Raw genomic sequence first — 24,021 nt, 5'->3', positions numbered from 1 at the left:
GACGCCCGTCCACGTATGCCAGTGCGCTGGCATACGTGTGCACGCAATCGACTGGCGTGACAGTCGACGTGGACACGCCCTCCAGAGGCGTGACTCTGGGCGCCATCATCCGCGGTTTTTTAGTTCGGTGATTTTTCAGATGGGATTAACAGGATATGCTCTTAATCCTGTTTATCCTGTTATCCTGTCAAATTTGAAGTGCCAGCTTTCAGGACTACGGCAGAGCGAGAGAGGGAGGGAGGTGGGATGATGGCAAATAATGTAATAAATGGTGAGACAACCAAAAAAGAAAGTGAAGGAACTACTGCTGGCTGTACTTTGAACGCAAGTGTGAAGACATCTTGGAGGTTGGTCAAACTCGGAGAACACATCGATCTACTAACGGGTTTTCCGTTCAAAAGTGCCCAATACACCAATGATTCGGAATCAATCAAACTATTACGTGGCGATAATGTTGCTCAAGGCTGTTTGCGCTGGGAGGGGGTCAAGCTCTGGCCGTTATCAAAGTCAGGTGATTTCACCAGATATTTACTTAAACGTGGTGACGTAATCCTAGCGATGGATCGACCTTGGATTGAAGCTGGTCTCAAGTACGCTTGGGTTAAAAAGCACGATCCTCCTTGCCTATTAGTCCAACGGGTAGCCCGATTGCGTGGAATAAATGGATTGTTAACCGAATATCTGCGGTATGTCATCGCTGATCAATCGTTTACAGATTACATTAAGCCGATCGTAACTGGTGTGTCTGTACCACATATCAGCCCTTCACAAATTAATGCTTATATGTTCTGGCTACCATCAGTCGAATTGCAAAGCAAAATCGCCGCCATCCTCAGCGCCTACGACGACCTCATCGAGAACAACACGCGGCGCATCAAAATACTGGAAGAGATGGCGCAGGCGCTCTACCGCGAGTGGTTTGTTAATCTCAGGTTTCCGGGGCATGAGAAGGTGAGGATGGTGGAGTCGGAGCTTGGGATGATACCGCAGGGATGGGAAGTAGTAACAATTCGAGATGTTAGTGATTATATTAACCGTGGTGTTTCGCCTAAGTATGATGACCAATCGTCACAAATTGTAATCAATCAGAAATGCATTAGGGAAGGCAAATTCAATCAGGATTTAGTTCGAAGGCACGCTTCGAAAATTCCAGTGGAGAAATCCATAAAATTTGGTGATGTCCTGATAAATTCAACGGGTATCGGAACACTTGGACGTATTGCTCAAATTTATAAGGAAATTCCTGATTGTACAGTGGATTCTCATGTCACTATCGTTCGGCCGAATGATAAGGTAAGTATAGATTATTTTGGCTCTTATATGTCAACCCTTGAACCACACTTTGATAGTCAAGGCATCGGCTCTACTGGCCAAACGGAGCTTGGGAGGGAAACTATTGCTAAAACAAGTTTTTTGCTTCCTCCAAGAAGCATACAAGATAGATTTACTGAAATCAGCTCTCCGATGCATAAAAGCATTATTGAAATGTTTGCAAAAAACGCCAACTTCCGCCGCACCCGCGACCTGCTGCTGCCGAAGCTCATCTCTGGCGAGGTGGACGCGGAGAATATCGACATTTCGGTTCAGTGAATATGGAATCCCTTTAATTTAATCCTGATAAAACCAAGAACATCTTTGAATGCAACTCTATTATCAGCATTCAATCGACTGCTCAGGACATTGTTTTCTTTACCATCATGAAAATGGTTCGGAAAAGTCTCGATCTCAGGATGATCAGGGGCATTATCCCATCGATGGATCAAGCCCCTCACAGCCCTTTGCTCCCAGTGATATGAATAATCCTCCTCTTCACTAAGCCAGACATCAAGGAAACTGCCGTCTGTTAGGTATATCCTCAGCTTATTAGGCTGTGCAGACCTGCCGCCAATTAGCGCCGTATCTTTAACAATATCTGAAAATTCTGTCCTGGCTACCTCTTCAAGCGTTTTATACGTTAAAAGCATCTACTGTACCTTACCGAGGTGCGCTTTCAGGTCTTTGATGTATTTTTCCTTATTCTTCCAGATAATATAATCTTCCCAGGCTGGATGGCTTGGTATCTTTTTAGACCTGATCGCCTCGTACAGATCCTCTTTCGAGGCAACATTATATCTGTCCACAAGATCAGCTATATCCGCCTCAGCAAGCCGGATCTCCTTTTCCATAAAGGATATTAAGCCTCTGTGGATAAGCTCGGTCTCAGGTAAGCCTATCACATGACTGAGATCAGAAGTGATTTCCGAAACAGAATCTTCGCTGTACATTGTATATGCCTTAAGATTTATGATAAGTTAAAACTTATTGTTCAGCAAGAGTGAAGTTAATATATACGTATCTTTAAATAATAATCTGACATAGAGAATGGCAATGAGTGATTACTCCGAAGATTCCCTTGTTGAACAGCCCGCCATCGAACTCTTTTCAGATTTGGGCTGGAAGATCGCAAACTGCTTCTACGAAAAATTCGGAGAAAATGGCACGCTCGGGCGCGAAACCTCCAGCGAAGTCGTCCTTCTCCCCCGCCTGCGCGCCGCGCTTGTGCACCTGAATCCCGACCTGCCACCAGAAGCCATCGAGCTTGCCATCGAAGAACTGACGCGCGATCGCAGCATCATGAGCCCGGCGAATGCCAACCGGGAGGTTTACCGCTTGATGAAGAGCGGCGTGAAAGTCTCTTTCCGGGGCAAAGAAAATGAAGAGACCGTTGAGAACGTACGTGTAATCGATTGGAATGAACCTTCGAATAATGATTTCTTCCTTGCATCGCAGTTCTGGGTAACGGGTGAGATGTACAAGCGTCGCGCCGACCTTGTTGGTTTCGTAAATGGCCTGCCGCTGGTCTTTATCGAACTTAAGGCATCACACAAGCGTCTGGAACATGCATACAGGGATAACCTGCGCGACTACAAGAACGCAATCCCCCAGATCTTCTGGTACAATGGTTTAATCATTCTTTCAAACGGAAGCCAGAGCAAAATAGGCAGTATGACCGCTGAGTGGGAGCACTTCGCAGAGTGGAAAAAGATAAACAGAGAAGGCGAGGAGGGTATTGTTTCACTGGATACAATGATCAGGGGAACATGCGAGCCGGCGCGCCTTCTTGACATTATTGAGAATTTCATGCTATTCAGCGAAGCCAGCGGCGGGATTGTGAAGCTGGTTGCGAAGAACCACCAGTACCTTGGTGTGAATAACGCTACTGAGGCATTGAAGCAGATCGAAAAGAATAGAGGTCGCTTAGGGGTCTTCTGGCATACGCAGGGCAGCGGGAAAAGTTACTCCATGGTTTTCTTTTCGCAGAAAGTATTGCGAAAAATTCCCGGTAATTTCACGTTCGTTATCGTGACCGACAGACAGGATCTGGACAACCAGATATACAAGAACTTTGCAGGCGCTGGCGCCGTGACTGAAGAGCAGGTGCAGGCAGAGAGCGGAGAACACTTAAAGCAGCTGCTGCGTGAAGACCACCGCTACATATTCACACTCATCCAGAAGTTCCATAAAAAGAAGGGCGAGACCTATCCCATGCTTTCAGCTCGCAAAGATATTATTGTCATCACGGATGAGGCGCACCGCAGCCAGTACGATGCCCTTGCCCTGAACATGCGCAATGCTCTCCCCAATGCGGCATTCATCGCCTTCACAGGCACGCCTCTCATTATCGGTGAAGAAAAGACAAAAGAGGTTTTCGGGGACTACGTCAGCATCTACAACTTCAAGCAGTCTGTAGATGACGGCGCCACGGTTCCTCTTTATTATGAAAATCGCATCCCAGAGCTTCAACTGACCAACAGGGAACTGAATGAAGACCTGCAGTGCCTCATCGATGAGGCTGAACTCGATCCAGACCAGGAGAATAAACTTGAGCGTGAGTTTTCACGAGAATACCACCTGATAACAAGGGATGACCGGCTGGAGAAGATAGCCAATGACATTGTCACTCATTTCATGGGACGCGGGCAATTTGGGAAGGCAATGGTCTTCTCCATTGACAAAGCAACTGCTGTTCGGATGTACGATAAGGTGCAAAAGTACTGGAAATTGTATCAGATGGATTTGAAGATTAAGCTTGTAAAATGTGGAGAATCCGAGAAAAAGGAACTTGAAGAAAAAATCAAATTTATGGAAGATACTGACATGGCGGTCGTGGTGTCTCAATCGCAAAATGAAATTGAAGACTTTAAGAAAAAGGGATTAGATATCGCTGTCCATCGCAAGAGAATCGTAAAAGAGGACCTCGATACGAAGTTCAAGGACCCGGATGACCCGTTCCGCATCGTATTCGTGTGCGCCATGTGGATGACGGGTTTTGATGTACCATCCTGTTCCACCATCTACCTTGACAAACCCATGCGCAACCATACCCTCATGCAGACCATAGCACGGGCAAACCGGGTTTTCAGAGATAAGTCAAATGGTCTGATAGTGGATTATGTTGGAGTGTTCAGGAACCTGCAGAAAGCACTGGCAATCTACGGTTCTGGCTCAGGCGGCGGAATAGAAGAAGGCGAAACTCCGGTAAAGGACAAGAGTGTGCTCGTTGATCAACTAAAGCAGTTGATTTTGGAGACCACGGCATTTTGCACAGAACGAGGCATTGACATCTCGAAGATACAGGCAGCCTATGGTTTTGAGCGTGTCAAGTTGATTGATGATGCTACTGATGCAATATTGACCAGCGACGAATCAAAGGCAAAGTACCTTTCGATGGCAGCTAGTGTGGTCAGAATATACAGGGCTATCCTCCCTGACCCGGCAGCCAACGAGTTCGGCCCGAAACAGCTGCTTTTCACTAAAATTGCAGAAACAATTCGTTCTCTGTCTCCTGAAACTGACATTTCTGAAGTTATGGAATCAGTCGAAAATCTGCTGGACGAGTCCATCGCCACTGAAGGATATGTTATCCGGGAAAGGTCCGATGAATATCGCCTTGTGGATTTGAGCCAGATCGATTTTGAGGCGCTGAAGGAGAAATTTGAGAAAAGTCGAAAGCGGATTGAGGCTGAAAAACTGAGGGGCGCAATTAATCGCAAACTGATGCAAATGGTTCGATTAAACAAGAGCAGGGTGAATTACCTGGAGAAGTTTCAGAAACTGATAGATGAATACAATTCAGGCTCCTATAATGTGGAAACATTCTTCGCCAATCTTGTTGAATTCGCCCAGGGACTCAATGCAGAAGAAAAGAGAGGAATTTCGGAGAATCTTAGTGAGGAGGAATTAGCAGTCTTCGACCTCCTGGTAAAACCTGAGATGATTCTGAGCAAGAAGGAGGAGCAAGAGGTAAAGAAGGTGGCTCATGACCTTCTTGAAACACTTAAACAGGAGAAACTCGTTCTCGATTGGAGAAAGCGCCAGCAATCACGGGCTGCTGTGCGACAATCTATTGAAGTGGTTCTGGATGAGGAACTGCCAGTAAGCTATACAAAAGAGTTATTTCAACACAAGTGTGATGTGGTATATCAGCACATCTATGACTCGTATTTTGGACAGGGACTGAGTATTTATGCTCATCCAGTGTGAATAAAAAGAGTTTTCATTTTTTTATTGCTATCTCGTTGCCCCTGAATGAGACGCAGCCGTTCCAATCCAGAGATGTGAGAGATGTTCAAAGAAAATAAAGAACGTTTAATACACATACAAATTCCCATACGGCCGAACGGATAACGGGACAAGCTTCGTGAACTTCCCGCCCATCACTTCATTGAAATCGAACCCGAAATACTCGCAGTACTCCTTAAGGAAAGTACCAATGAGCTTCAAATCCTCTTCATTCAATTCAAGGCAGTTCACTTCTTTTCCAAGGTGATACGGGTCAACCTTTCCACGGATATATATCACTCCGCCGTGCATTCCCGTTCCCACATAATCACCCGCGATCGGATCCTTCCCGTTCAGGCCAAGAAGGATCAATATCCCGCCTGCCATATATTCCCCGAAAAAGTCACCTGCTGTACCGCCTGTCACGATTACCGGCACCTGTTTCTTATACTCCTTCATGTGTATCCCGACGCGGTATCCTGCATCTCCTTTGATGTACAGCTTCCCGCCGCGCATGCCGTAACCTATGATATCGCCCACATTGCCATGTACGATTATCTCGCCGGCATTCATGGTGTTCGCGATGCCGTCCTGGGCGTTCGCGTTGACTATGATCTTCGGACCGTTCATGAAAGCACCCAGGTCGTTCCCCGGTGTGCCGTTGATGGTGATCCTAACGGTTTCGTTCAATCCATCCCCGATATACCTCTGCCCGCCCACGTTATCTAGCTCGAACTCCTTTTCGCCTGCTGCAACCGCATCGCGGATAATTTTGTTTAACGGCCTGTAATGCATGCCTTTTGCATCGATTCTCATAAAGCGTCACGTCCCTCAATGCCACATGTTTCAGCATTAATCAAATCATCAAAAAGTAACCGCGGTTGAACTTGGATAAGGGTGGATACAAGAACAAATCTGCGTTCATCTGCGTTTATCTGCGGTTCCTTCTCATTAAAATTCTTCATACAAATCACTGTCCTATCCCGGCATGCTTGATCCCGAGTATGTCCAGCGTCTCCTGGTTAAGACCCACGCCACGCAGCCGCTCCCTGCTTCCCCGCAGCGATTCGATGGCATTAATGCCAAGTGAGCCCAGCACTTCCTGTATCTCATGACCCCATGCGGTAAGAAGATTGCAAAGCCTGTCAGCCGAAAGTTCAGGATTCAGGCGGCGCACAAGCTCAGGTTTCTGGGTTGCTATTCCCCATGCGCAATTGCCGGTGTAGCACTTCTGGCATACGCGGCAGCCCATGGCTATGAGAGAGGCCGTTCCTATAACGCAGGCGTCTGCGCCCAGCGCTATGGCTTTTACGACATCGGCGCTCTGCCTGATACTTCCGCCTACGAGTATGGATGCCCTGTTCCTTATCCCTTCCTGCCTGAGCCGGTCATCCACGGCGGCAAGTGCGAGTTCAATGGGAATCCCAACATGGTCCCTGATTATCATGGGCGCTGCTCCTGTTCCTCCGCGGAACCCATCTATCATCACTATATCCGCGCCGGCGCGAACGATCCCGCTTGCGATGGCTGCGACGTTATGCACCGCCGCTATCTTGACAGATACAGGTTTCCTGTAATCCGTTGCTTCTTTTATCGCATATATGAGCTGCGATAGGTCTTCGATAGAATATATATCGTGATGGGGGGCGGGTGATAATGCATCCGTGCCCACGGGTATCATGCGCGTCTTTGAGATATCCTCGCCTACTTTTTCACCTGGCAGGTGTCCGCCAATACCCGGCTTTGCGCCCTGCCCTATCTTGATCTCTACCACAGCGCTGTTGTTCAGGTACTTGCTTGTCACTCCGAACCTTCCCGATGCGACCTGCACAATGATCCTGTCCGTATAGGATGCAAGGTCCTCATGCAGACCGCCTTCGCCCGTATTCATCAGGGTTCCCATGCGCTTCGCTGCCATTGCCAGGGCTTTGTGTGCATTCAGGCTTATCGCGCCATAGGACATTGCAGCGAACACTATGGGTATATCCAGCTTCACCTGGGGCGCAAGCTCTGTTTTCAGGCTGATATTGTCATTCTCTCCCTCAAATTCGATAGCCTCGGGTTTTGCGCCCAGGTATGTCCGAAGCTCCATTGGCTCCCGCAGGGGATCGATGGAGGGATTTGTCACCTGGCATGCATCTATCAGCATGTGGTCCCAGTATATGGGATATGGCTTCGGGTTTCCCATGCCTGTAAGAATGATGCCGCCGCTTTCGGCCTGTTTCAGGATATTCTTCCTGATCTCTGGTGTCCAGTTATACCCGTCCTTGTAATCAAGCGGGTTCTCTGTGATGGTGATCGCGCTCTCAGGGCAGAACGTGGCGCACCTGTGGCATGCAACGCACTGCCTGTGGTTAGGTGTGACCTTATCCTTGAATTCGATAGCACCGAAGCTGCAATTGATCACGCAGCGCTTGCATCGCCTGCACCTTTCATGGTCAACGTTCACTATGAATTCCGCAGGAAGTTGTGATTCCATTATTCCACCTCTTCATTCAGGTTACCCACTACGGCAGTCCCTGCTTTCGGGCTCCACACTTCATCAAGGTCCGGCGATATCTCCCTGATTGCCGATTCTTCGGATGCCATGTACAGCATATCATCCTTGCGGGCTGCTGTCATGGGACGGAGCTTTATCCTGTCGTTCAAACCTATCATTCCCCTGTTGTGCCCTATGATAATGCTGAACGGGCCATTTAGAAGCGTACTTCCATACACCTGCCTTATCAGGGTGGCTATTTTCTTTTTTTCAGGTTCCATTCTGTCTATATCCTTCCAGAAAGGAGAGGCAAGTGCCATTACGGCCCAGGATGGCTGGAGCTTATGCCTTCTGACGAGAAGATCAAACAAATATGCAATAACCTCAGTATCCGTCCGGAGTTCAAGTTTGTACCCGAACATTTCAAGGTACCGCTTGTTTATTCCATACGAAGATATCTCGCCGTTGTGCACCACGGACCAGTCAAGAAGTGTAAATGGATGGGCGCCGCCCCACCAGCCCGGTGTGTTCGTGGGGAATCTTCCGTGTGCTGTCCAGATGTATGCGCTGTAATCCTCTAATTTATAGAACCTGCCTATGTCTTCTGGGTACCCGACGCCTTTGAATGCGCCCATGTTCTTGCCGCTTGAGGCAACAAAAGCTCCCTCGACATCTGAATTAATTTTCATCACGGTTTTCATGACATAATCCCGCTCGGAGAGAAATTCGAGTTTATTTTCAGGGACTTCAAGGAAATATCTCCAGAGCATGGGAGGATTCGATACTCCGTTCTCCCTTTGTGTGGGTATGGCTTCATCCTTGTCCACATTGAAAACATCCTTGAAGAACTCTTCCGTGGCCTCTTTTGCTTCAATATTATCATACATCATGTGAAAAGCATACATGTCTTTTCGTTTCGGATAAATACCATAGGCAGCAAAGCCTCCTCCAAGCCCGTTTGAGCGGTCATGCATGCAGGCGATGGATCTGATTACCACCCTGCCGTCAATGCGTCTGCCCTGCTCACTCATCATTCCGGAAATCGCACATCCGGATGGTATTCTTTGATGAACCCGTCCAGATGGATTGGTTATCTCCGGATTCATCACATCATGCTTCATTTTCTTCTCCTTGTTGTATTATTAGCAATAATTTTTTTAATTCCTCTCCCCCGCTCTTTGGGGGCTCGGGAAGTTTCAGTTTCTTTCGCACGGATGTCGGTTCGCCCAATCTCCCTTCTTTCTTGAACATCTCTATGCTGGCAGCAAAGCCCTTGGGTTCTTTTCCTCTTTCAAGGGCAATATGTTTCAGCTTATCAAATATCTTGTTCATGCCCATTTTCTGCGGGCAGAGTTCATAACAGGTATAACAATCAACACACCGCCATATATTGTGGGATTCTATTACTGCCTCAAGCTCGCCTGAGAGCAGCCTCCCTATTATTTCATTGGGATTGAATTCAGGATTTATCTTAACAACGGGGCAGTCATTAACACATGCTCCGCACTCGTAACATTTCCTGAGAGCCGGCAGGTCAAAAACCTCTCGCAGAGTCTTGAGATAATTGTACTTCGAATCCCACTTCGACAGGAATTCCGCTGCATCTATCCTGTGCATATCCATTCCAAGCTCTTCTGTTGTGAAACCCATGGCGAGACCCAGTAGTTCGGGATAATATATGATTGGAAGATTCAGCTTTTCACCGCTTTTTTGCATGAGATACTGGCGCGAGTCGAATTGCATAAAACATGACGGGCAGGTGAGCGATATTGCATCGGCCTTTTTAGTGACCTCAAGCAGCTTCATGCGTGCCAGGGCCGTGGCTTCATCAGGCTCATCCGCGGTGTTCAGGTTGCCGCCGCAGCAGAGCATCTTTGTCTCATAGTCGATGCTTTTTGCCCCGAGAGCTTCTATCAGTGCATCGAATTTTTTGGGTTTATTTGGGTCATCGAAAAATATTGATGAACTTGGACGCAGCATGTGGCATCCCGGATGGGCTGCTATTTTCATGCCGTCAAAGGGCTTGATAATCTGCTGCTTTATCTTGGGTATCCCGATCTCATCATGCAGCACTTCGACCAGGTGCTTTACTTCAATGGTTCCCCTGTATTCAAGACCGGCTGATGAAAGTATATTGTTCACCTGCTCCCGAAGATGCAGATCTATCCGAAGTTCAACCTCGACCGATTTTAATGTACTGTAACATCCGTTGCAGGGTACCAGAAGATTATGCCCTGTATTCTCCGCCAGAGCGAGGTTCCTCGCCGCCGTTACATACCAGGCAAGATCGCCTATGGGTTTGATGATGCTTTTTGTAGGGCAGCATGTTGCACCTGGAAGGTCATGGAGAACGCATCCAAGCTTTGACAAAACCAGCCTCGTTGATTTTTCCATGAAAGGAAAACGCGCCGGGATGATGCAGCCTAAGAACAAAGTATATTCAGACATTTTTTCTCTCGTTGGGGAAGCTGACCATAGTTGTGATAGTATATAAATCTAACTCAGCAACAGGCAAGATGCTGCCGGTCAACTTTATAAATAAAGATATGTGTATTACACAATGGGAATCAGCAATTTAAGAAAATTATCGAACCAATGAAAGCAGTCTCAAAGACGCTATCCGTGATAATATGTCGGCTCTTCTTTTTTCTTCTGAGCCTGCTGGAAGTTGATGACAGGAACGGGCATTGAGGGTGGAAGTCCCAGGGCTTTTGACAGCATTAATGCAAGGGGAGCAAGGTTCGCCACCATGGTATTTGCTATCTCGTTCTGGATATCCCCAGGTGCATTCCCGGAATCCCATTTTTCTTTTAAACCCTTGAGGTCTTCTTCGCTGTAATAATCAGATGAACCCTCAAATCTTATATGCCCTATATTGGGGCTCAGGTAATTGATGGCGAATGTATACTCAATCCTCAGTACGGATTTATCTCCGAAAGGGGTATGCTCCGACGCCAATGAAGGATTTTTGAGATTTACATCGTAATTTATATTGATATTCTTATATTTTCGAATATCCTCAGTGCTCGAAAAGACTTTGGATTCAACATGAGTAAGCTGAAAATTTAAAATCATTGTTTTCCCAGGTTCATAATACCTTTAGTGATATTAAAATTATTCCCTCACTTACAACAACGCATCGATCTCTTTAAAATCAACCCTTGCAGTCGAATCAAGCGACAGCGGAGTTATGGAAATATGCCCTTTTTTCATTACAGCCTTGACGTCTGTCCCCTCCTCGGCATCCCGGATCAATTCCCCGTTTATCCAATAATATGGCCTGCCCCTTGGATCAAATCGCTCCTCTACTCCTGTAACGAATATCTTCCTCGCAAGCCTGGTTATCTCGATCTCGGTATCCATTGTGGCGTGTCTGGGTATATTGATATTCAGCAGGTCAACCCCGGCAGGAAGCCCTTTATCCATCACATTTCCAGCGATCTTGTTAACTATCTTTATTCCCACATCGAAATCATAAATATAACCCCGGTGGTCATCGAACTTATCTCCTTCATCCAGAACCTGTATGGATGCAGCGAGTGCTGGAATGCCGTAGCTCGCGGCTTCAAGTGCGGCGCCGATCGTCCCGCTTGTAGTAACCGTGTCAGTGCTTATGTTCTCACCTACGTTGAAGCCGGAAAGCACAAGGTCGGGATGCTGTTTCATTATGGAGAACAATCCCAGGATGACCGAATCCGTTGGAGTCCCTGCCACTGCATACGCCCTGAAGCCATTTACGTTCGCAAGCGATACGCGTAATGGTTCGAAGATTGATATGCCTCTTCCCACGCCGCTTTTTTGCGTGGATGGCGCCACGACCGTAACTTCTCCCAGATCGCGCACACTTTCGTAAGCCGCTTTGAGTCCTGTGGAATACACTCCGTCATCGTTAGTCAAAAGGATCTTTTTCATTGATACCAGATACGCTCCGGTTAAAATAAATCTGTGGTTTTGTGAGGTAGGTTTTAATATTAGATACGACAAAATTAAAATTGGAGGTAGTTAGTTATGGCAGATCAATGGGATGATTTCAGAAGATTCGAAGAAATGATGAACCGGATGTTTGAGGATTTCTGGGGAAGACCCAGCAGGCGGCTCATGCTTCCTTCGGGTGAAAAAGGCGAGATTGTGCCGGCTGAATCCAGGCAGCCCTTCATCGATGTCATGGAAACCGACAAGGAAATTGTTGCAACGGCCGAAATGCCGGGGCTTGAAAAACAGGACATAAAGATCAACCTTACCGAGGACAGGCTTGAGATATCCGCAGAGACACAGCATGAAGAGAAAAAGGAGGAAAAGGGGTATGTTTACAGGGAAAGGCGCAGCGGAAGTTATTACCGTGCAATATCCCTTCCGTCGCCTGTGGATACCGATAATTCCAAAGCTTCATACAAGAACGGGGTTCTTGAAATAAAGATGCCCAAGACCGAGATAAAGAAGATGAAACCTCTGAAGATTGAGTGAACAATACTCAATCCTTTCCCTTTTTGAAAAATCAATTCAAATATTCGACAATGGAGCCCTAGATTTTCGAAAACAGGATCTCATCCCTTTTCACATCCACTTTCACGGCATCCCCCTCCGCGAACTCCTTATTGAGTATCTTCAGTGCAAGCGGATCAAGGATCCTGTGCTGGATGGTACGTTTTATAGGTCTTGCCCCATAGAGCGGGTCGTAACCTGCCTTTGCTATGAAATCCCTGGCTTTTTCGCTAAGAGAAATGGTGATCTTCCTTTCAGAAAGACGCTTGCTTAATATCCTGAACTGGATATCCACGATCTTCGTGATCTGCGGGAGCTTTAATGAATTGAAAATAATTATCTCATCCAGGCGATTCAGGAACTCGGGTTTGAACTGCCGGTGAACCATCTCCATCACTTTCTCCCTCATTTCATCCTCCTTGTCCCCGAGTTCGAATATCCACTGGCTACCGATGTTGGATGTCATGATGATAACAGTGTTCTTGAAATCAACCGTGCGCCCGTGTCCGTCCGTAAGCCTGCCGTCGTCCAGTATCTGGAGTAACAGGTTGAACACATCGGGATGCGCCTTCTCGATCTCATCGAAAAGAATGACGGCGTACGGACGCCGTCTCACAGCCTCAGTTAGCTGGCCGCCCTCTTCATAACCCACATAGCCAGGTGGAGCGCCTATGAGCCTTGCAACAGTGTGCTTTTCCATGTACTCGCTCATATCCAGCCGGATCATGGCAGCCTCGTCATCGAACAGGAACTCCGCAAGCGCGCGCCCAAGTTCAGTCTTGCCCACGCCCGTGGGGCCCAGGAACATGAACGAGCCTATTGGCCGCTTGGGGTCCGATATGCCTGCGCGGCCTCTCCTGACAGCGTTAGCCACAGCAATGACGGCTTCATCCTGCCCCACCACCCGCTGCTTTATTCGTTCCTCCATGTGGACCAGTTTCTGCATCTCACCCTCGAGCATCCTGCTCACAGGTATGTGCGTCCATCGTGAGACGACCTCGGCGATATCCTCTTCATCCACTTCTTCCTTGAGCATCTTCTGGTCTTTCTGGAGCTCTACGAGTTTCCTGTTTTCCTCCTCAAGCTGTTTTTGCAGGTTTATCAGAACGCCATAGCGAAGCTCGGATGCCTTCTCAAGATTGCCCTCAAGTTCCGCTTTTTCAGAATCCATGCGCGTTCTCTCGATATCCTCCTTTATCTTCCTTATTTTCTGGATGGAATCTTTCTCAAGCTGCCAGTGGGCTTTCATCTGGCTGCTTCTCTCTTTCAGGTCTGAGAGCTCTTTATCTATCTTTTCGAGGCGTTCCTTTGAATATTCGTCTTTTTCCTTCTTCACCGCCTGGCGCTCTATCTCAAGCTGTCTTATCTTCCTCTCGATGTCATCGAGTTCTGCAGGCATGCTGTCTATCTCTATCCGGAGCTTCGATGCAGCCTCATCGATAAGATCGATGGCCTTATCGGGCAGGAACCTGTCTGTAATGTAGCGTTGGGACAGGATTGCGGCTGCGATGAGCGCGGCATCCTGTATCCGCACGCCGTGATGCACTTCGTATTTTTCCTTGAGCCCACGCAGGATGGATATCGTTTCATCGACAGTGGGTTCTCCCACAAGTATTGGCTGGAACCGCCTCTCAAGCGCAGCATCCTTTTCGATGTATTTTCGGTATTCATTCAGCGTGGTTGCACCAATGCAGCGCAGTTCCCCTCTGGCAAGGGCGGGCTTGAGTAAGTTGGAGGCGTCGATAGCACCTTCCGCCGCTCCAGCGCCCACTACGGTGTGTAGCTCATCTATGAAAAGAATGACCTTGCCTTCCGAATCTTGAACCTCTTTTATCACGGCCTTCAGGCGCTCCTCGAACTCACCCCTGAACTTGGTGCCGGCCACAAGCGCGCCCAAATCGAGGGCAACCACTCTTTTGTCCTTGATATTCTCAGGAACATCTCCAGCAAATATCCGGAGCGCCAAGCCTTCGGCTATTGCGGTTTTCCCGACCCCCGGTTCCCCGATGAGCACAGGGTTGTTCTTTGTCCTTCTCGAGAGCACCTGGAGCACCCTGCGTATCTCGTTGTCACGCCCTATCACAGGGTCAAGCTTGCCGCGCGCAGCCATGTCTGTGAGGTCGCGACCATATTTTTTGAGCGCCTCGTATTTCTCTTCAGGGTTCTGGTCAGTAACCCGGGATGAACCTCTTACTTCCTTCAGGGCTTTCATGAGAGCGTCCTTTGATACTCCGTTCTCTTTCAGTATGCGCGCCGAAATACCATTTTTCTCATTAGCAATTGCAAGCAGGAGATGTTCAGTGCTCAGGTATTCATCGCGAAGGTTCTTCATTTCATTAAAAGCGGCTTCTGCGACATTATTCAATCTTGTTGACATGTATATCTGACCGGCGCCTGCGCCTTCCACACGCGGGAGCTTATCGATTTCGTCTTCAAGCTGGGAGGTTATCCCTGCAACATTAGCACCGAGTTTTTGCAGAAGTTGCAGTGTCAAGCCCTCTTTCTGGTTGATGAGCGCAAGTAAAAGGTGCTCAACATCAAGCTGCTGCTGGCCTCTTTCAAGGGCTATATTCTGTGCGTCCTGGAATGCTTCCTGGGCTTTGATGGTGAATCTGTCGAATCGAATGGGCATGTGAATCTCTTATGGATAATTGGCGGTTTGGGATTAAAAGGTTGCTTTTCTATCCTAATTTATATCCTGCCCGCATCCTCTCCACCTCGCCCCCTTGCCTGAGCAATGCCCGGCGCGCCTGCCAGCAGATTAGAATCATGCGTAATGTAATGGAGTAACTATTTTATATTGTCTAAATCATTTACAATATTATAATTCAGGTGCAAGAAATGGAAGATTCTATACAGACTCTCAAAAGCCGCATAGATACCCTGGAAACAGAGCTGAACGCTATGCGCAGGATGCTTGGTGCAAAAATGGAGAAAAAAAACCCAAAAGCATGGGACAGGCTGCATGCTGTTGGCAGGGAAATAACCAGAGAATGGAAAAGCAAAAAACCGAGTTGGCAGCTAATATCTGAAGCAAGAAGATAATATGTACTAGATGCCAGTGTCTTTATAAACTCTGAGATAGAAAGCGAACAATTTCATGAGTACAGCGCGAGGCTCATGCAAAACATCAGAAAGCGGGGAATTACAGTCATAGTTCCGGAAATTGTCTTGCCTGAGATATCTTCTGCAATAGCAAGGGGTACAGATGACCCAGAAAAGGCGCTGGAGTTTGTAAAAGAGCTAAAACAAATCCCGAACATTGTATTTGTTCCCATAGATCGGGAGCTTGCCGACGAATCTTCAAGACTTGCGGCAGAGTACAGGCTTAGAGGATGCGATGCAATCTATGTAGCTGTTGCTTTTATATTCAGTGCAAAATTAATCAGCCTCGACAAACAGCAGACCGATAGGGCAAAGGAATGTATCGAGGTAGCAACGCCGCAGGAAGAACTTAAGAATCTTTGAGGCTGCATGTTTTGGAAATTGTCTCTGGAGTGCCGCTCGATAAAATACGAAGAGTCCGCGAATATCATTTAAGTCCCTTCTGGACCTGCTTTTTGGACTCGACACCATCTCCTTGTGCTTTTGCCAGCCCGATTATATCTTTCAACGTCCTTTTTTTCCTTGGCTGCACCAGTATCCCTTCATTTTCTTCTATGAAAAGCATGTCTCCCTCATCATCTTTTTATGCCAGGAGCTGCATCCCGGGAAGCTTTAACCTAAAATCTCGTTCTCGTGCCCCTGAATATCTGTATTCTAAGGATGCGCTTAATAAATTCAATGGCTTTATCCAGCCTCAGCCTGAACCTGATAAATGGAACCACCCTGTCCCTGAGAAATGAACTTCCCCTGCTCTCGAAATATCTTATGTAAAGATATGCTAACAAGAATGGAAGGATGAAAACAAGGAACCATTTCACTATATCCTCGCCAGTTACGGGGGAGCTGAAAAATTCCGGATATGCCTTTTTGAACGTATCCACGTCGAACATAGTTAATAATTATGTTACAAACCTATAAATAATATTGCAGGAAAGCATAAACCCATGAAAATAATGGTCGCCGAGTACGCTATTGGAGCAGGAGTTCCTGAATTCATGCTCGAAGGGCGTGCCATGCTCGGAGTGCTTGCCGGGAGCTTTGCCTCCTGCGGGCATGAAGTGATCTATCCGACAGCGGGTGTGCGACTTGATGTAGGGAAAGCCATCCAGGCAGAAAGATTTGAGGAGGCGATCGAGACAATATCCAGAGATTGCGATGCTGCCCTGGTAATCGCTCCCGATGAACTCCTCGGCCACCTTACGGAGATCGTGGAGGAGAACTCGGTGAACCTGGGCTGCCCTTCAGACTCTGTACGCCTCTGCGCAGATAAGCTTGAATGCACCAATGCGCTCCTGTCTGAAAATATACCCGTACCTGAAACGCTGGGCTTCGGTGACTATAGCGGGGATTACGTGATCAAGCCAAGGTTCGGCTGCGCTTCCGAGGGAATCCATAGGAGCCGCGAAGGTACTTTGAAAGAAGGTGACATAGCTACCGGCTTTATTGAGGGAGAACACCTGAGCGTGAGCCTGATTTGCGGAAAAACGCTGCTTCCCCTGACTGTCAACAAACAGTTGATCGAGATCAACCACAAAATATCATATAAAGGCGGGATAGTACCCTATTATTGCAGCCGGAACGGGGAGATCATTGAGGTTGCAAAAAAGACTGTAAAAACCCTGGGATGCCGTGGGTATGCAGGCGTTGATATAGTGCTTGCCGACAGACCATATGTGGTGGATGTAAATCCCAGACCCACGACTTCCATCCTGGGTATAGCAAAGGTGCTGGATGCCCAAATTGCAGACCTGATCCTGAGAGCAAGGTTTGGCGAACTTCCCGCATCTGTAAAGGTGAAAGGAAGTTTTTCCTTCAAAAAAGATGATCTAGCCGTTCTTTATTGAAATCCCAAGATAAAAAGCTCCGAGGATCGTGTTAAACCAGTATGACGCCAGCCTGTAAAGCATCGTAGCGAGTATGGCGATCTCCACAGGCACGCCTCCGAAAATAAAAAGGCCGGCCATGGTCCCGTCCACAATGCCAAGACCTCCCGGAAGGAATAAAGGAAGCCAGCCGCTGATCATGGAAATCGTATATGTGATTATAAGCACACTGGCATGGATATTTGCGTCCGGGATGGAAAGAAATACAGCGTATATCGCCAGAATATCGAAGACCCAGCCAAGATAAGAGAACACTATGGCTTTTCTGACACCGGTTTTATTGTGACCTATGTTCTGTAGTCCGCCGTGGAAAGAATTGATCGATTCCTCCACTGCATCGGTGTATGCTCTGTGGTCAAAACCTTTTTTCACCAGTCCGATGAAAGGAGCAAAAAACCGGATCGTTGAATGAACAAATGATGAAAGTTTATCTTTCCTGGTATAGAAATAAATTAGAAGAGCGAGCAATCCAAATCCGGCACCGAGAGAAAATACAAGCCCTGCGATCTCCCAGGTCCCGAGTTTAAGTTCTGGTTTGGAAAACAGAAGTCCGATACCCACGATTCCGATCGTCAGAAAAGGGAACATGTTGATCATCCTCTGTGAAACAACACTCGCAAAACATTCGGCTTTGCTTGTACCCGTCTCTTTTCCAAGAAGCATAGCCTTTACAGGTTCACCTCCCGTCCCGAAGGAAGGGGTGATATTATTGATGAACGTGCCTGCCATATAGAACTTGAATAATCTGTAAAAACTGATGTTTGCAGTGGTAAGAAATCGCCATGTCATCGTGAACATTATAAGATTCAGCAGATTAAAAACAACCACAAGAAGAACAAGCGGTTTGTTGACATTGCTTATCAGAGACAAAAGCCTTTGAAAACCTATCTCATTTGCGAACACAGCAAAAACTATTGCGCCGATCAATGCAACGAACAGGATGTTCCTCGATTTGAACCGTTCCATAAAACCGTCCGATACTTGACTTCACAATTAATAAGATTGCTGGTATGACGCAGTCAAATGATTTAAATATCTAAAAGTTATATCGAATATGCCTTTAAAGATCTAACTTTGGAGGCAGAGGGTATAATATGTCAAACATGAGCGAAGATGCATTATTCAAAGCATTATTGAAAAATAAACCTCCAGTACAGGCAGCGCCGAAGCCGCAGGTACGAAAAGAGCCAGTAAAACCCGTCCCTCCTGCACCGCCAGTTGAAACCTACGAAGAAAAGCCAGTTGTTGAAGTAAGACATGAGATAGCGCCATTACAGGCAGATGCTGTGGCAGAATCAATTAAAAACCTGACAGCGAATGTCAATATGATATATGGGTTGATGAAGACCGTAATAGTTCCTGTGCTGGTTTTGATCCTTATAGTCGGGATCGGGATTCTTATCAAAAGATAAATTTGATCTGGCATCTCTTCATTTTCTGTTCTGATTTTTGTCACAGGTCAGTCATGAAAAGACATTATCAGGCGTATCCTGCTGTGTAACAGGTGAATTATTTAACGAACGAAGGATACATTTAAAATATTCCGGGGGTTACCACGTATGATAAAATTAAAACGGATTTATGACGAGCCCTCAAAAGATGATGGGCAGAGAATACTGGTCGAGAGGCTCTGGCCGCGTGGGTTCACAAAGGAGAGGGCAGCTGTGGATTTGTGGTTGAAAGAAGTGGCTCCAAGCACTGAATTAAGAAAATGGTTTGGCCATGAACCCGAGAAATGGGAAGAGTTCCGTGATCGCTACTGGAAAGAACTTGAAAATAAAATAGACCTGGTACACCTTCTGAAACAGAAAAGCAATGAAGGAATAGTTACGTTTGTTTACGCTGCAAAGGATGAGAAATACAATGCCGCAGTCGCCCTGAAAACATTCCTGGAAAGCCGCTGAAATTCCCCAATAATATTACAATATCACCCGTACACCCACTATAGTTGCCTGAGTGAGAGCAAGAGATATCCTTTCGTTCGCAGGCGCTATGAGGCTTGAAAGAAAAGGTGTTACTGCTGCTAATGTTCGCCTATCATCGGTGATTAAGCGATTAAGGTTATTATTATTTATCGGAGCAATCAAACTTATAAGTTAACAAATATAAATAGATTTATTGAACAAGATGGATTATAAGAGGAGGCTTTGAGCGTGAATTTTGATCCGCGGAGACTTACGAAAAAGCAGATTCTTTTGATACTGGTTTTCGTAATCGAAGGCGCTGTTGCCTTTGGTCTATGGTCTGTGTATTCCGCACCCGGAGTTCATGAAAACGAGACGCAGCTTGAAAAAACCCAATATAAATATGTGTATAAACCTAGTGTGAGCATTGGGTGCAGCAGGGTTGAATGGAAGGATGCAGAGATTCATCTTTCAGCTTCCACTAACATGAGGTCTCCGTCGTACCAGTGGTTATCAGATAATAAAACACTGGGGACAGAGCGGAATCTTGTTTATACCTTTAAAACTGGAGAGAATTCACTCATTTTGAAAGCTGCATCGGGTAACGATTCCGCGCAGGATGAGATTGAGATTATCATTGTGGATTCAACGGATGGGATTTCGGCAGAGAACGTGGCTGGAAGCATGATTAATGAACGCGTTTTCCTGACAAAGTTCAAAGATGCAGTATATTATGTAGACGGGGTTTCAGTTATCCTCGATGAAAAGGACATGGGAAGCATTCCGGAATGCAGAAAGCTGACCGTTTCCGGTCTTTATGCAGGGGCGCATACGTGGAAAGCCATGTTTCGAGGTAAAGATATCGGTAGCGGGAGTTTCAGCCTGGAGTCACTGGCAAAACTAAAAATAACAAGGGTCGATATTGCTGGAAGCTATCGTGCCGGTGATACGGTGGATGGAAAGATATTCCTTCAGAACGCGGGCACGGTTCCTGTAAAAGATTATGCCATCAAGACACTTGTGGTGAACCATAATTTCGAATGGATGGGCGATATTTCGAAAAAAGAGTTTACCGATACTTTTGATTATGAACTTAAGCCCGGAGATTCTGTTCAGATACCTGTGCAAGTGAAAATACCTGAAAAAGTTAGCGGTATAAGGCCGGTGGGGGATTACTCGATAACTATTCAGCTTTTAATGAACAATCAAGTTGAAGAGACGCAGCTGGTAAAAACAGTTGTAGTTTGAATTGGGCCGGTAACCTGACGTTTATTTTGGAATATAGAAGATAATTTTATATATCTCATCATTCTAATAATGGTAATATAATGTTGAAAGTGTCTGGAGTAAAGGCAACCAGCATGAGAAATGGGTCATAGATAATGGGATTTACACACCAGAATTCCCGATTTAAGAAAAACTGGGAAATTTAGAGGCTACAATGGCGGTACAAAAACAGATACTTGTGGTTGAGGATGAGATCATCGTAGCTGAGGATATTCGGAAAAGACTGGAGAATATGGGTTATACAGTTCCAGTCGTGGTATCTTCGGGAATAGAGGCTATCATGAAAGCCGGAGAGAATAATCCCGATCTGGTGCTGATGGACATTATGCTTCGTGGCGAAATGGATGGCATCGAGGCTGCGGAGAAAATACGTTGTGATTTCGATATCCCGGTTATTTATCTCACAGCCTATGCGGATGAAAAAACACTGGAACGTGCGAGAATCACGGAGCCTTATGGGTATATAATAAAACCTTTCAACCAGAGGGAATTGCAGGTCAATCTTGAGATAGCCATCTACAAACATATTATGGAGGGAAGGTTGAAAGAAAGCGAACAATGGCTTGCGGCAGCACTTAAAAGTATAGGGGATGGAGTGATTGCTACGGATCCGGGCGGAATGGTCAAATTCATGAACCCAATCGCAGAAGCGCTGACTGGCTGGAAGCAGGAAGATGCTATGGGAAAGCCCCTGACAACGGTGTTCAATATTGTGAGCGAAGAAAAAGGCAAAAAGGTCGAAGATCCTGTAGCAAAGGTAATAAGAGAAGGGATATTCTATGGCCTGGTTGACAATACTTTTTTGAAATCAAAGGGAGGGACTGAAATACCGATTGATATAATTGGTACCCCTATCAAAAACAGGAAGGATAACATGGTTGGCATAATTGTGACATTCTGCGATATTATTGAGCGCAAGAGGGTTGAGGAGGAACTGAAAAGGGCTGCTGTAAAATCAAATTCTTAAATGTGAATTTCGATTATTGAAAGACTTCACAACCCCATTCTTCTCGCAATCTCTCCTACTCCGCGCAACGCCGTCGAATCCGGTGGTAATTCAGCCAGAGGTCTTCCCTCAAGATCGAAGTTGGCAAGAACCTCATCAAAAGGCACAACTCCTACAAGATCCATCTTCAGCTCTTTTGCATATTCCTCGATCCTTGCGCGATTCTCTGGTGTTACCTTGTTCGCTATCACATGCATTTTTTTGATATTGAGGTTCAGAGACCCGGCAAGCTCTCTTATCCTCTCCGCTGTCTGCAAACCCCGGCGCGAGCCGTCCGTGACCACGAGGAGTTCGTCCACGTCGCGGATGATCCTGCGCGAGAGATGCTCGAGTCCTGCCGCTGTGTCTATTATGGTAAGGTCGTAGTTCTTCAATATCCTGTCCATTATCCCGCGCAGGAGATTGTTCGCAAAGCAATAGCATCCTGAGCCCTCCGGACGCCCCATAACCAGAATATCATAGTGAGGCATCTCGGTCAGGACCTCGTATATCTTTGATTCCAGCACCCGCTCTTTATTGGTGTCAGGCGGCATCCTGTCACGCTCCTGCAGCATGAACTCCCGCATGTCCCCAATGGTCTTATCGACCTTGACGCCGAGTACGTCGGGGAGGTTGGAATCAGGGTCAGCATCGATGGCAAGCAGCGTCTTATTGCCTGACGATAGACACTTTATCAGCATTCCTGCCACCGCGGTTTTTCCTGTCCCGCCCTTACCAGTTATTGCAATTATTTTCATACTTGTGTCCTTTTGAAAATGTCACATTTTTAAAATGTATGTTCAAAATATCACAGGTCCTCTGCTTCATGAGTTCCTGCTATATTGAAAACCACAATGCACACAGAGCAAAATCAACGATTCAGAACGACCTTCAGACATTTAATGGTCGAATAAATTCGTTGTCAGGATTTTCATGACTCATTTTTCCTTGCTTTTGAACACAATGCGGTCTATTGATATCTTGGCGTTCTTGAAAGTGAGTTTAACACCCTCACCTCCACCGAAATGCGGCATGGCAGGCATTCCTGATGGCATTGTCATCGCAGGCGCAGACCATGCAGGCGCGGCTGTAGCAGAAACCTCCGAAGACGCAGCCTCGGCAGCAGCCTCTTCCTTTGCCCAGCGCTGGGTTATAGGATGCTGCTTTTTCTCAAGATAGTCCCGGAGAGTCTTCAAGTCCGCTGCATCTTCTTCCGTGGGAACTTTATCAATAAGTTCAGCAGGTATATCTGCTTTTATCTTTTCTTTCAGATTCTTGGGCATCCACACGACACGGTTCCATCCTCCGTCTGCCTGTATGAACTTGGGAGATCGGAAATAATTCACCCCTACTCCCAGGAAGCCGATGATCTGCTTTCCTCCCCCTGTTTGTCCCGCCATGGTCGAGAAAGCAAGACCGTTTGGAGCAGTGCCACTGAAATCTCGGTCAACCCAGGCGATGCCATCCACCTCAGGTATGTAGAAACCTACGACTTCAAAGCATCCGCAGCTCGTGTGCGGGTACTCGAAAAAAGAATGCAGCTTGATGCGGGAAAATTCACCTCCCGATAGCGAGGCAGCTTTTTCATTCACGCCAGAGTATTCGCCACCTGCATTGTCTATGACCTCGCCTTTTTGTATGGCGAACTGGGGGCCTTCGGGGTCAACTTTGGCTGCCGCACGCCCATCGAACCAGTTAATTGCGCCGCACAGGGATATCCTGTCAGGTGTCACGACGCATACATTTGTAGGGGCAAAGCTCTGGCAGAGGGTACAGCCGTAAAAAACATCTACATCCTCGTCATGGAGGCCCTTTGTCCTGGCGTCCCTTGCTTCGTATATCTTCAAGGCTTCATTTCTTTGTCTCTCGACTTCCTCAGGGTCAGTGATGTAAGTAGCTTCTATCTTCTCGATAAAAGGCAGTTCATTCTTAAAAAGCATCATCGTGGCTTTGGCTATCTGTTCAAACGATTTCAGTCCCTTTTTGATTGCGTCCTTGTTTATCCGTACCCAGATATCATAACGCTGGTTCAGGTGCATGTATCCCTGTATATAGTTCTGGAAATCGTGGTTTCGCCTCTCTACTATTGCCTCAAGGTCGGGCTCCACGAGTTTTCCCGCTATTCGGTAGATCATTGCATAGGGATGGCGAGAACCTTCCTGCATCTGAGAGATATCCGGCCCGATGAGTGTAAACTTCCCGTTCTCGAGCTCATCTGATGCTGCCGCCCTCACGAGTTCAAATCCCCGCGATTTGGGACCTGCGAGTTCAACAAACATATCATCTTTTCGTACACGTTCACCCTCGAACATGGGTGAGATTTCAAAGGGAAATTCGTTTGCCATGATTGTCGTC

Annotated in this window: 23 protein-coding genes and 1 pseudogene; 10 read left to right on the top strand and 14 right to left on the bottom strand. The window is 46.8% G+C overall.

Annotation, left to right across the window (positions count from 1 at the left end; all coding sequences use genetic code 11):
• Nucleotides 1–246: 246 nt before the first annotated feature.
• Nucleotides 247–1,590: a restriction endonuclease subunit S gene (locus O8C65_02355; GenBank protein ID MCZ7355750.1), complete on the top strand. Its 1,344-nt coding sequence runs from the start codon at nucleotides 247–249 to the stop codon at nucleotides 1,588–1,590.
• Here the strand turns inward: O8C65_02355 and O8C65_02350 are convergent.
• Together O8C65_02350 and O8C65_02345 are read right to left on the bottom strand one after the other, a co-directional pair.
• A complete protein-coding gene (locus O8C65_02350) occupies nucleotides 1,584–1,964 on the bottom strand; it encodes a DUF6516 family protein (protein MCZ7355749.1) in 381 nt (126 codons plus the stop codon). The two genes, O8C65_02355 and O8C65_02350, sit on opposite strands and share 7 nt — an antisense overlap.
• Nucleotides 1,965–2,264, bottom strand: a complete 300-nt coding sequence (locus O8C65_02345; protein MCZ7355748.1) for a hypothetical protein — start codon at nucleotides 2,262–2,264, stop codon at nucleotides 1,965–1,967.
• A gap of 103 nt (nucleotides 2,265–2,367) precedes the next feature.
• Between O8C65_02345 and O8C65_02340 the strand changes: the two genes are divergently transcribed.
• Nucleotides 2,368–5,523, top strand: a complete 3,156-nt coding sequence (locus tag O8C65_02340; GenBank protein MCZ7355747.1) for a type I restriction endonuclease subunit R — start codon at nucleotides 2,368–2,370, stop codon at nucleotides 5,521–5,523.
• Nucleotides 5,524–5,628: 105 nt separating this feature from the next.
• On the opposite strand, the gene O8C65_02335 is transcribed toward O8C65_02340, so the two are convergent.
• The 6 genes from O8C65_02335 to surE all read right to left on the bottom strand — a co-directional run bounded on the left by O8C65_02335 (nucleotide 5,629) and on the right by surE (nucleotide 11,932).
• Nucleotides 5,629–6,357 (bottom strand): hypothetical protein, encoded by a 729-nt coding sequence (locus O8C65_02335; GenBank protein MCZ7355746.1) that lies wholly within the window; start codon nucleotides 6,355–6,357, stop codon nucleotides 5,629–5,631.
• Between the two features lie 154 nt (nucleotides 6,358–6,511).
• Nucleotides 6,512–8,020, bottom strand: a complete 1,509-nt coding sequence (locus O8C65_02330) for a glutamate synthase-related protein (protein ID MCZ7355745.1) — start codon at nucleotides 8,018–8,020, stop codon at nucleotides 6,512–6,514.
• A complete protein-coding gene (locus O8C65_02325) occupies nucleotides 8,020–9,141 on the bottom strand; it encodes a glutamine amidotransferase family protein (protein MCZ7355744.1) in 1,122 nt (373 codons plus the stop codon). Before O8C65_02325 ends, O8C65_02330 begins: the two co-directional genes overlap by 1 nt.
• Nucleotides 9,131–10,468, bottom strand: a complete 1,338-nt coding sequence (locus tag O8C65_02320; protein MCZ7355743.1) for a heterodisulfide reductase-related iron-sulfur binding cluster — start codon at nucleotides 10,466–10,468, stop codon at nucleotides 9,131–9,133. Before O8C65_02320 ends, O8C65_02325 begins: the two co-directional genes overlap by 11 nt.
• A gap of 168 nt (nucleotides 10,469–10,636) precedes the next feature.
• On the bottom strand, nucleotides 10,637–11,095 hold the full coding sequence (locus O8C65_02315; GenBank protein MCZ7355742.1) for a hypothetical protein: 459 nt from the start codon (nucleotides 11,093–11,095) through the stop codon (nucleotides 10,637–10,639).
• Nucleotides 11,096–11,146: 51 nt separating this feature from the next.
• The gene (gene surE, locus O8C65_02310) at nucleotides 11,147–11,932 is read right to left on the bottom strand and encodes a 5'/3'-nucleotidase SurE (protein ID MCZ7355741.1); all 786 of its coding nucleotides are present in this window, start codon (nucleotides 11,930–11,932) and stop codon (nucleotides 11,147–11,149) included.
• Nucleotides 11,933–12,028: 96 nt separating this feature from the next.
• On the opposite strand from surE, the gene O8C65_02305 reads away from it, so the two are divergent.
• A complete protein-coding gene (locus tag O8C65_02305; GenBank protein ID MCZ7355740.1) occupies nucleotides 12,029–12,484 on the top strand; it encodes an Hsp20/alpha crystallin family protein in 456 nt (151 codons plus the stop codon).
• Between the two features lie 58 nt (nucleotides 12,485–12,542).
• Here the strand turns inward: O8C65_02305 and clpB are convergent, their stop codons facing one another.
• Nucleotides 12,543–15,134: an ATP-dependent chaperone ClpB gene (gene clpB, locus O8C65_02300; protein ID MCZ7355739.1), complete on the bottom strand. Its 2,592-nt coding sequence runs from the start codon at nucleotides 15,132–15,134 to the stop codon at nucleotides 12,543–12,545.
• Between the two features lie 209 nt (nucleotides 15,135–15,343).
• On the opposite strand from clpB, the gene O8C65_02295 reads away from it, so the two are divergent.
• Entirely contained in the window at nucleotides 15,344–15,547 is a 204-nt protein-coding gene (locus tag O8C65_02295) for a hypothetical protein (GenBank protein ID MCZ7355738.1), read from the top strand.
• A gap of 15 nt (nucleotides 15,548–15,562) precedes the next feature.
• A pseudogene (locus tag O8C65_02290) lies at nucleotides 15,563–15,970 on the top strand (type II toxin-antitoxin system VapC family toxin).
• Between the two features lie 64 nt (nucleotides 15,971–16,034).
• Here the strand turns inward: O8C65_02290 and O8C65_02285 are convergent.
• Nucleotides 16,035–16,172 carry a hypothetical protein gene (locus tag O8C65_02285; protein MCZ7355737.1) on the bottom strand — a complete coding sequence of 46 codons (138 nt, stop codon included), beginning with the start codon at nucleotides 16,170–16,172 and terminating at the stop codon, nucleotides 16,035–16,037.
• A gap of 52 nt (nucleotides 16,173–16,224) precedes the next feature.
• Nucleotides 16,225–16,497: a hypothetical protein gene (locus O8C65_02280; protein MCZ7355736.1), complete on the bottom strand. Its 273-nt coding sequence runs from the start codon at nucleotides 16,495–16,497 to the stop codon at nucleotides 16,225–16,227.
• Between the two features lie 54 nt (nucleotides 16,498–16,551).
• On the opposite strand from O8C65_02280, the gene O8C65_02275 reads away from it, so the two are divergent.
• On the top strand, nucleotides 16,552–17,451 hold the full coding sequence (locus O8C65_02275) for an ATP-grasp domain-containing protein (protein ID MCZ7355735.1): 900 nt from the start codon (nucleotides 16,552–16,554) through the stop codon (nucleotides 17,449–17,451).
• Here the strand turns inward: O8C65_02275 and O8C65_02270 are convergent.
• A complete protein-coding gene (locus tag O8C65_02270; GenBank protein MCZ7355734.1) occupies nucleotides 17,434–18,456 on the bottom strand; it encodes a flippase-like domain-containing protein in 1,023 nt (340 codons plus the stop codon). The genes O8C65_02275 and O8C65_02270 overlap by 18 nt on opposite strands.
• 128 nt (nucleotides 18,457–18,584) lie before the next feature.
• On the opposite strand from O8C65_02270, the gene O8C65_02265 reads away from it, so the two are divergent.
• The 4 genes from O8C65_02265 (at nucleotide 18,585) to O8C65_02250 (ending at nucleotide 21,648) form a co-directional block, all read left to right on the top strand.
• On the top strand, nucleotides 18,585–18,902 hold the full coding sequence (locus O8C65_02265; protein MCZ7355733.1) for a hypothetical protein: 318 nt from the start codon (nucleotides 18,585–18,587) through the stop codon (nucleotides 18,900–18,902).
• 147 nt (nucleotides 18,903–19,049) lie between these two features.
• A complete protein-coding gene (locus O8C65_02260) occupies nucleotides 19,050–19,394 on the top strand; it encodes a DUF488 domain-containing protein (protein MCZ7355732.1) in 345 nt (114 codons plus the stop codon).
• Nucleotides 19,395–19,643: 249 nt separating this feature from the next.
• The gene (locus O8C65_02255; GenBank protein MCZ7355731.1) at nucleotides 19,644–20,642 is read left to right on the top strand and encodes a hypothetical protein; all 999 of its coding nucleotides are present in this window, start codon (nucleotides 19,644–19,646) and stop codon (nucleotides 20,640–20,642) included.
• A 193-nt stretch (nucleotides 20,643–20,835) separates the two neighbouring features.
• Nucleotides 20,836–21,648 carry a response regulator gene (locus O8C65_02250; GenBank protein ID MCZ7355730.1) on the top strand — a complete coding sequence of 271 codons (813 nt, stop codon included), beginning with the start codon at nucleotides 20,836–20,838 and terminating at the stop codon, nucleotides 21,646–21,648.
• 26 nt (nucleotides 21,649–21,674) lie between these two features.
• Here the strand turns inward: O8C65_02250 and O8C65_02245 are convergent, their stop codons facing one another.
• On the bottom strand, nucleotides 21,675–22,424 hold the full coding sequence (locus tag O8C65_02245; protein MCZ7355729.1) for an AAA family ATPase: 750 nt from the start codon (nucleotides 22,422–22,424) through the stop codon (nucleotides 21,675–21,677).
• A 180-nt stretch (nucleotides 22,425–22,604) separates the two neighbouring features.
• Nucleotides 22,605–24,011 (bottom strand): CO dehydrogenase/CO-methylating acetyl-CoA synthase complex subunit beta, encoded by a 1,407-nt coding sequence (gene cdhC / locus O8C65_02240; GenBank protein MCZ7355728.1) that lies wholly within the window; start codon nucleotides 24,009–24,011, stop codon nucleotides 22,605–22,607.
• Nucleotides 24,012–24,021 lie beyond the last annotated feature (10 nt).

Origin of the sequence: Candidatus Methanoperedens sp., from assembly GCA_027460535.1 — an archaeon.
Lineage (GTDB): Archaea > Halobacteriota > Methanosarcinia > Methanosarcinales > Methanoperedenaceae > Methanoperedens.
This window is presented reverse-complemented; position numbering and strand designations above follow the sequence as displayed.

What these genes read in the sequence shown, in the direction of transcription:
- O8C65_02355 (MCZ7355750.1), top strand. Translation starts at nt 247, where the DNA reads ATGATGGCAAATAATGTAATAAATGGTGAGACAACCAAAAAAGAAAGT.
- O8C65_02350 (MCZ7355749.1), bottom strand. Translation starts at nt 1,964, where the DNA reads ATGCTTTTAACGTATAAAACGCTTGAAGAGGTAGCCAGGACAGAATTT.
- O8C65_02345 (MCZ7355748.1), bottom strand. Translation starts at nt 2,264, where the DNA reads ATGTACAGCGAAGATTCTGTTTCGGAAATCACTTCTGATCTCAGTCAT.
- O8C65_02340 (MCZ7355747.1), top strand. Translation starts at nt 2,368, where the DNA reads ATGAGTGATTACTCCGAAGATTCCCTTGTTGAACAGCCCGCCATCGAA.
- O8C65_02335 (MCZ7355746.1), bottom strand. Translation starts at nt 6,357, where the DNA reads ATGAGAATCGATGCAAAAGGCATGCATTACAGGCCGTTAAACAAAATT.
- O8C65_02330 (MCZ7355745.1), bottom strand. Translation starts at nt 8,020, where the DNA reads ATGGAATCACAACTTCCTGCGGAATTCATAGTGAACGTTGACCATGAA.
- O8C65_02325 (MCZ7355744.1), bottom strand. Translation starts at nt 9,141, where the DNA reads ATGAAGCATGATGTGATGAATCCGGAGATAACCAATCCATCTGGACGG.
- O8C65_02320 (MCZ7355743.1), bottom strand. Translation starts at nt 10,468, where the DNA reads ATGTCTGAATATACTTTGTTCTTAGGCTGCATCATCCCGGCGCGTTTT.
- O8C65_02315 (MCZ7355742.1), bottom strand. Translation starts at nt 11,095, where the DNA reads ATGATTTTAAATTTTCAGCTTACTCATGTTGAATCCAAAGTCTTTTCG.
- surE (MCZ7355741.1), bottom strand. Translation starts at nt 11,932, where the DNA reads ATGAAAAAGATCCTTTTGACTAACGATGACGGAGTGTATTCCACAGGA.
- O8C65_02305 (MCZ7355740.1), top strand. Translation starts at nt 12,029, where the DNA reads ATGGCAGATCAATGGGATGATTTCAGAAGATTCGAAGAAATGATGAAC.
- clpB (MCZ7355739.1), bottom strand. Translation starts at nt 15,134, where the DNA reads ATGCCCATTCGATTCGACAGATTCACCATCAAAGCCCAGGAAGCATTC.
- O8C65_02295 (MCZ7355738.1), top strand. Translation starts at nt 15,344, where the DNA reads ATGGAAGATTCTATACAGACTCTCAAAAGCCGCATAGATACCCTGGAA.
- O8C65_02285 (MCZ7355737.1), bottom strand. Translation starts at nt 16,172, where the DNA reads ATGCTTTTCATAGAAGAAAATGAAGGGATACTGGTGCAGCCAAGGAAA.
- O8C65_02280 (MCZ7355736.1), bottom strand. Translation starts at nt 16,497, where the DNA reads ATGTTCGACGTGGATACGTTCAAAAAGGCATATCCGGAATTTTTCAGC.
- O8C65_02275 (MCZ7355735.1), top strand. Translation starts at nt 16,552, where the DNA reads ATGAAAATAATGGTCGCCGAGTACGCTATTGGAGCAGGAGTTCCTGAA.
- O8C65_02270 (MCZ7355734.1), bottom strand. Translation starts at nt 18,456, where the DNA reads ATGGAACGGTTCAAATCGAGGAACATCCTGTTCGTTGCATTGATCGGC.
- O8C65_02265 (MCZ7355733.1), top strand. Translation starts at nt 18,585, where the DNA reads ATGTCAAACATGAGCGAAGATGCATTATTCAAAGCATTATTGAAAAAT.
- O8C65_02260 (MCZ7355732.1), top strand. Translation starts at nt 19,050, where the DNA reads ATGATAAAATTAAAACGGATTTATGACGAGCCCTCAAAAGATGATGGG.
- O8C65_02250 (MCZ7355730.1), top strand. Translation starts at nt 20,836, where the DNA reads ATGGCGGTACAAAAACAGATACTTGTGGTTGAGGATGAGATCATCGTA.
- O8C65_02245 (MCZ7355729.1), bottom strand. Translation starts at nt 22,424, where the DNA reads ATGAAAATAATTGCAATAACTGGTAAGGGCGGGACAGGAAAAACCGCG.
- cdhC (MCZ7355728.1), bottom strand. Translation starts at nt 24,011, where the DNA reads ATGGCAAACGAATTTCCCTTTGAAATCTCACCCATGTTCGAGGGTGAA.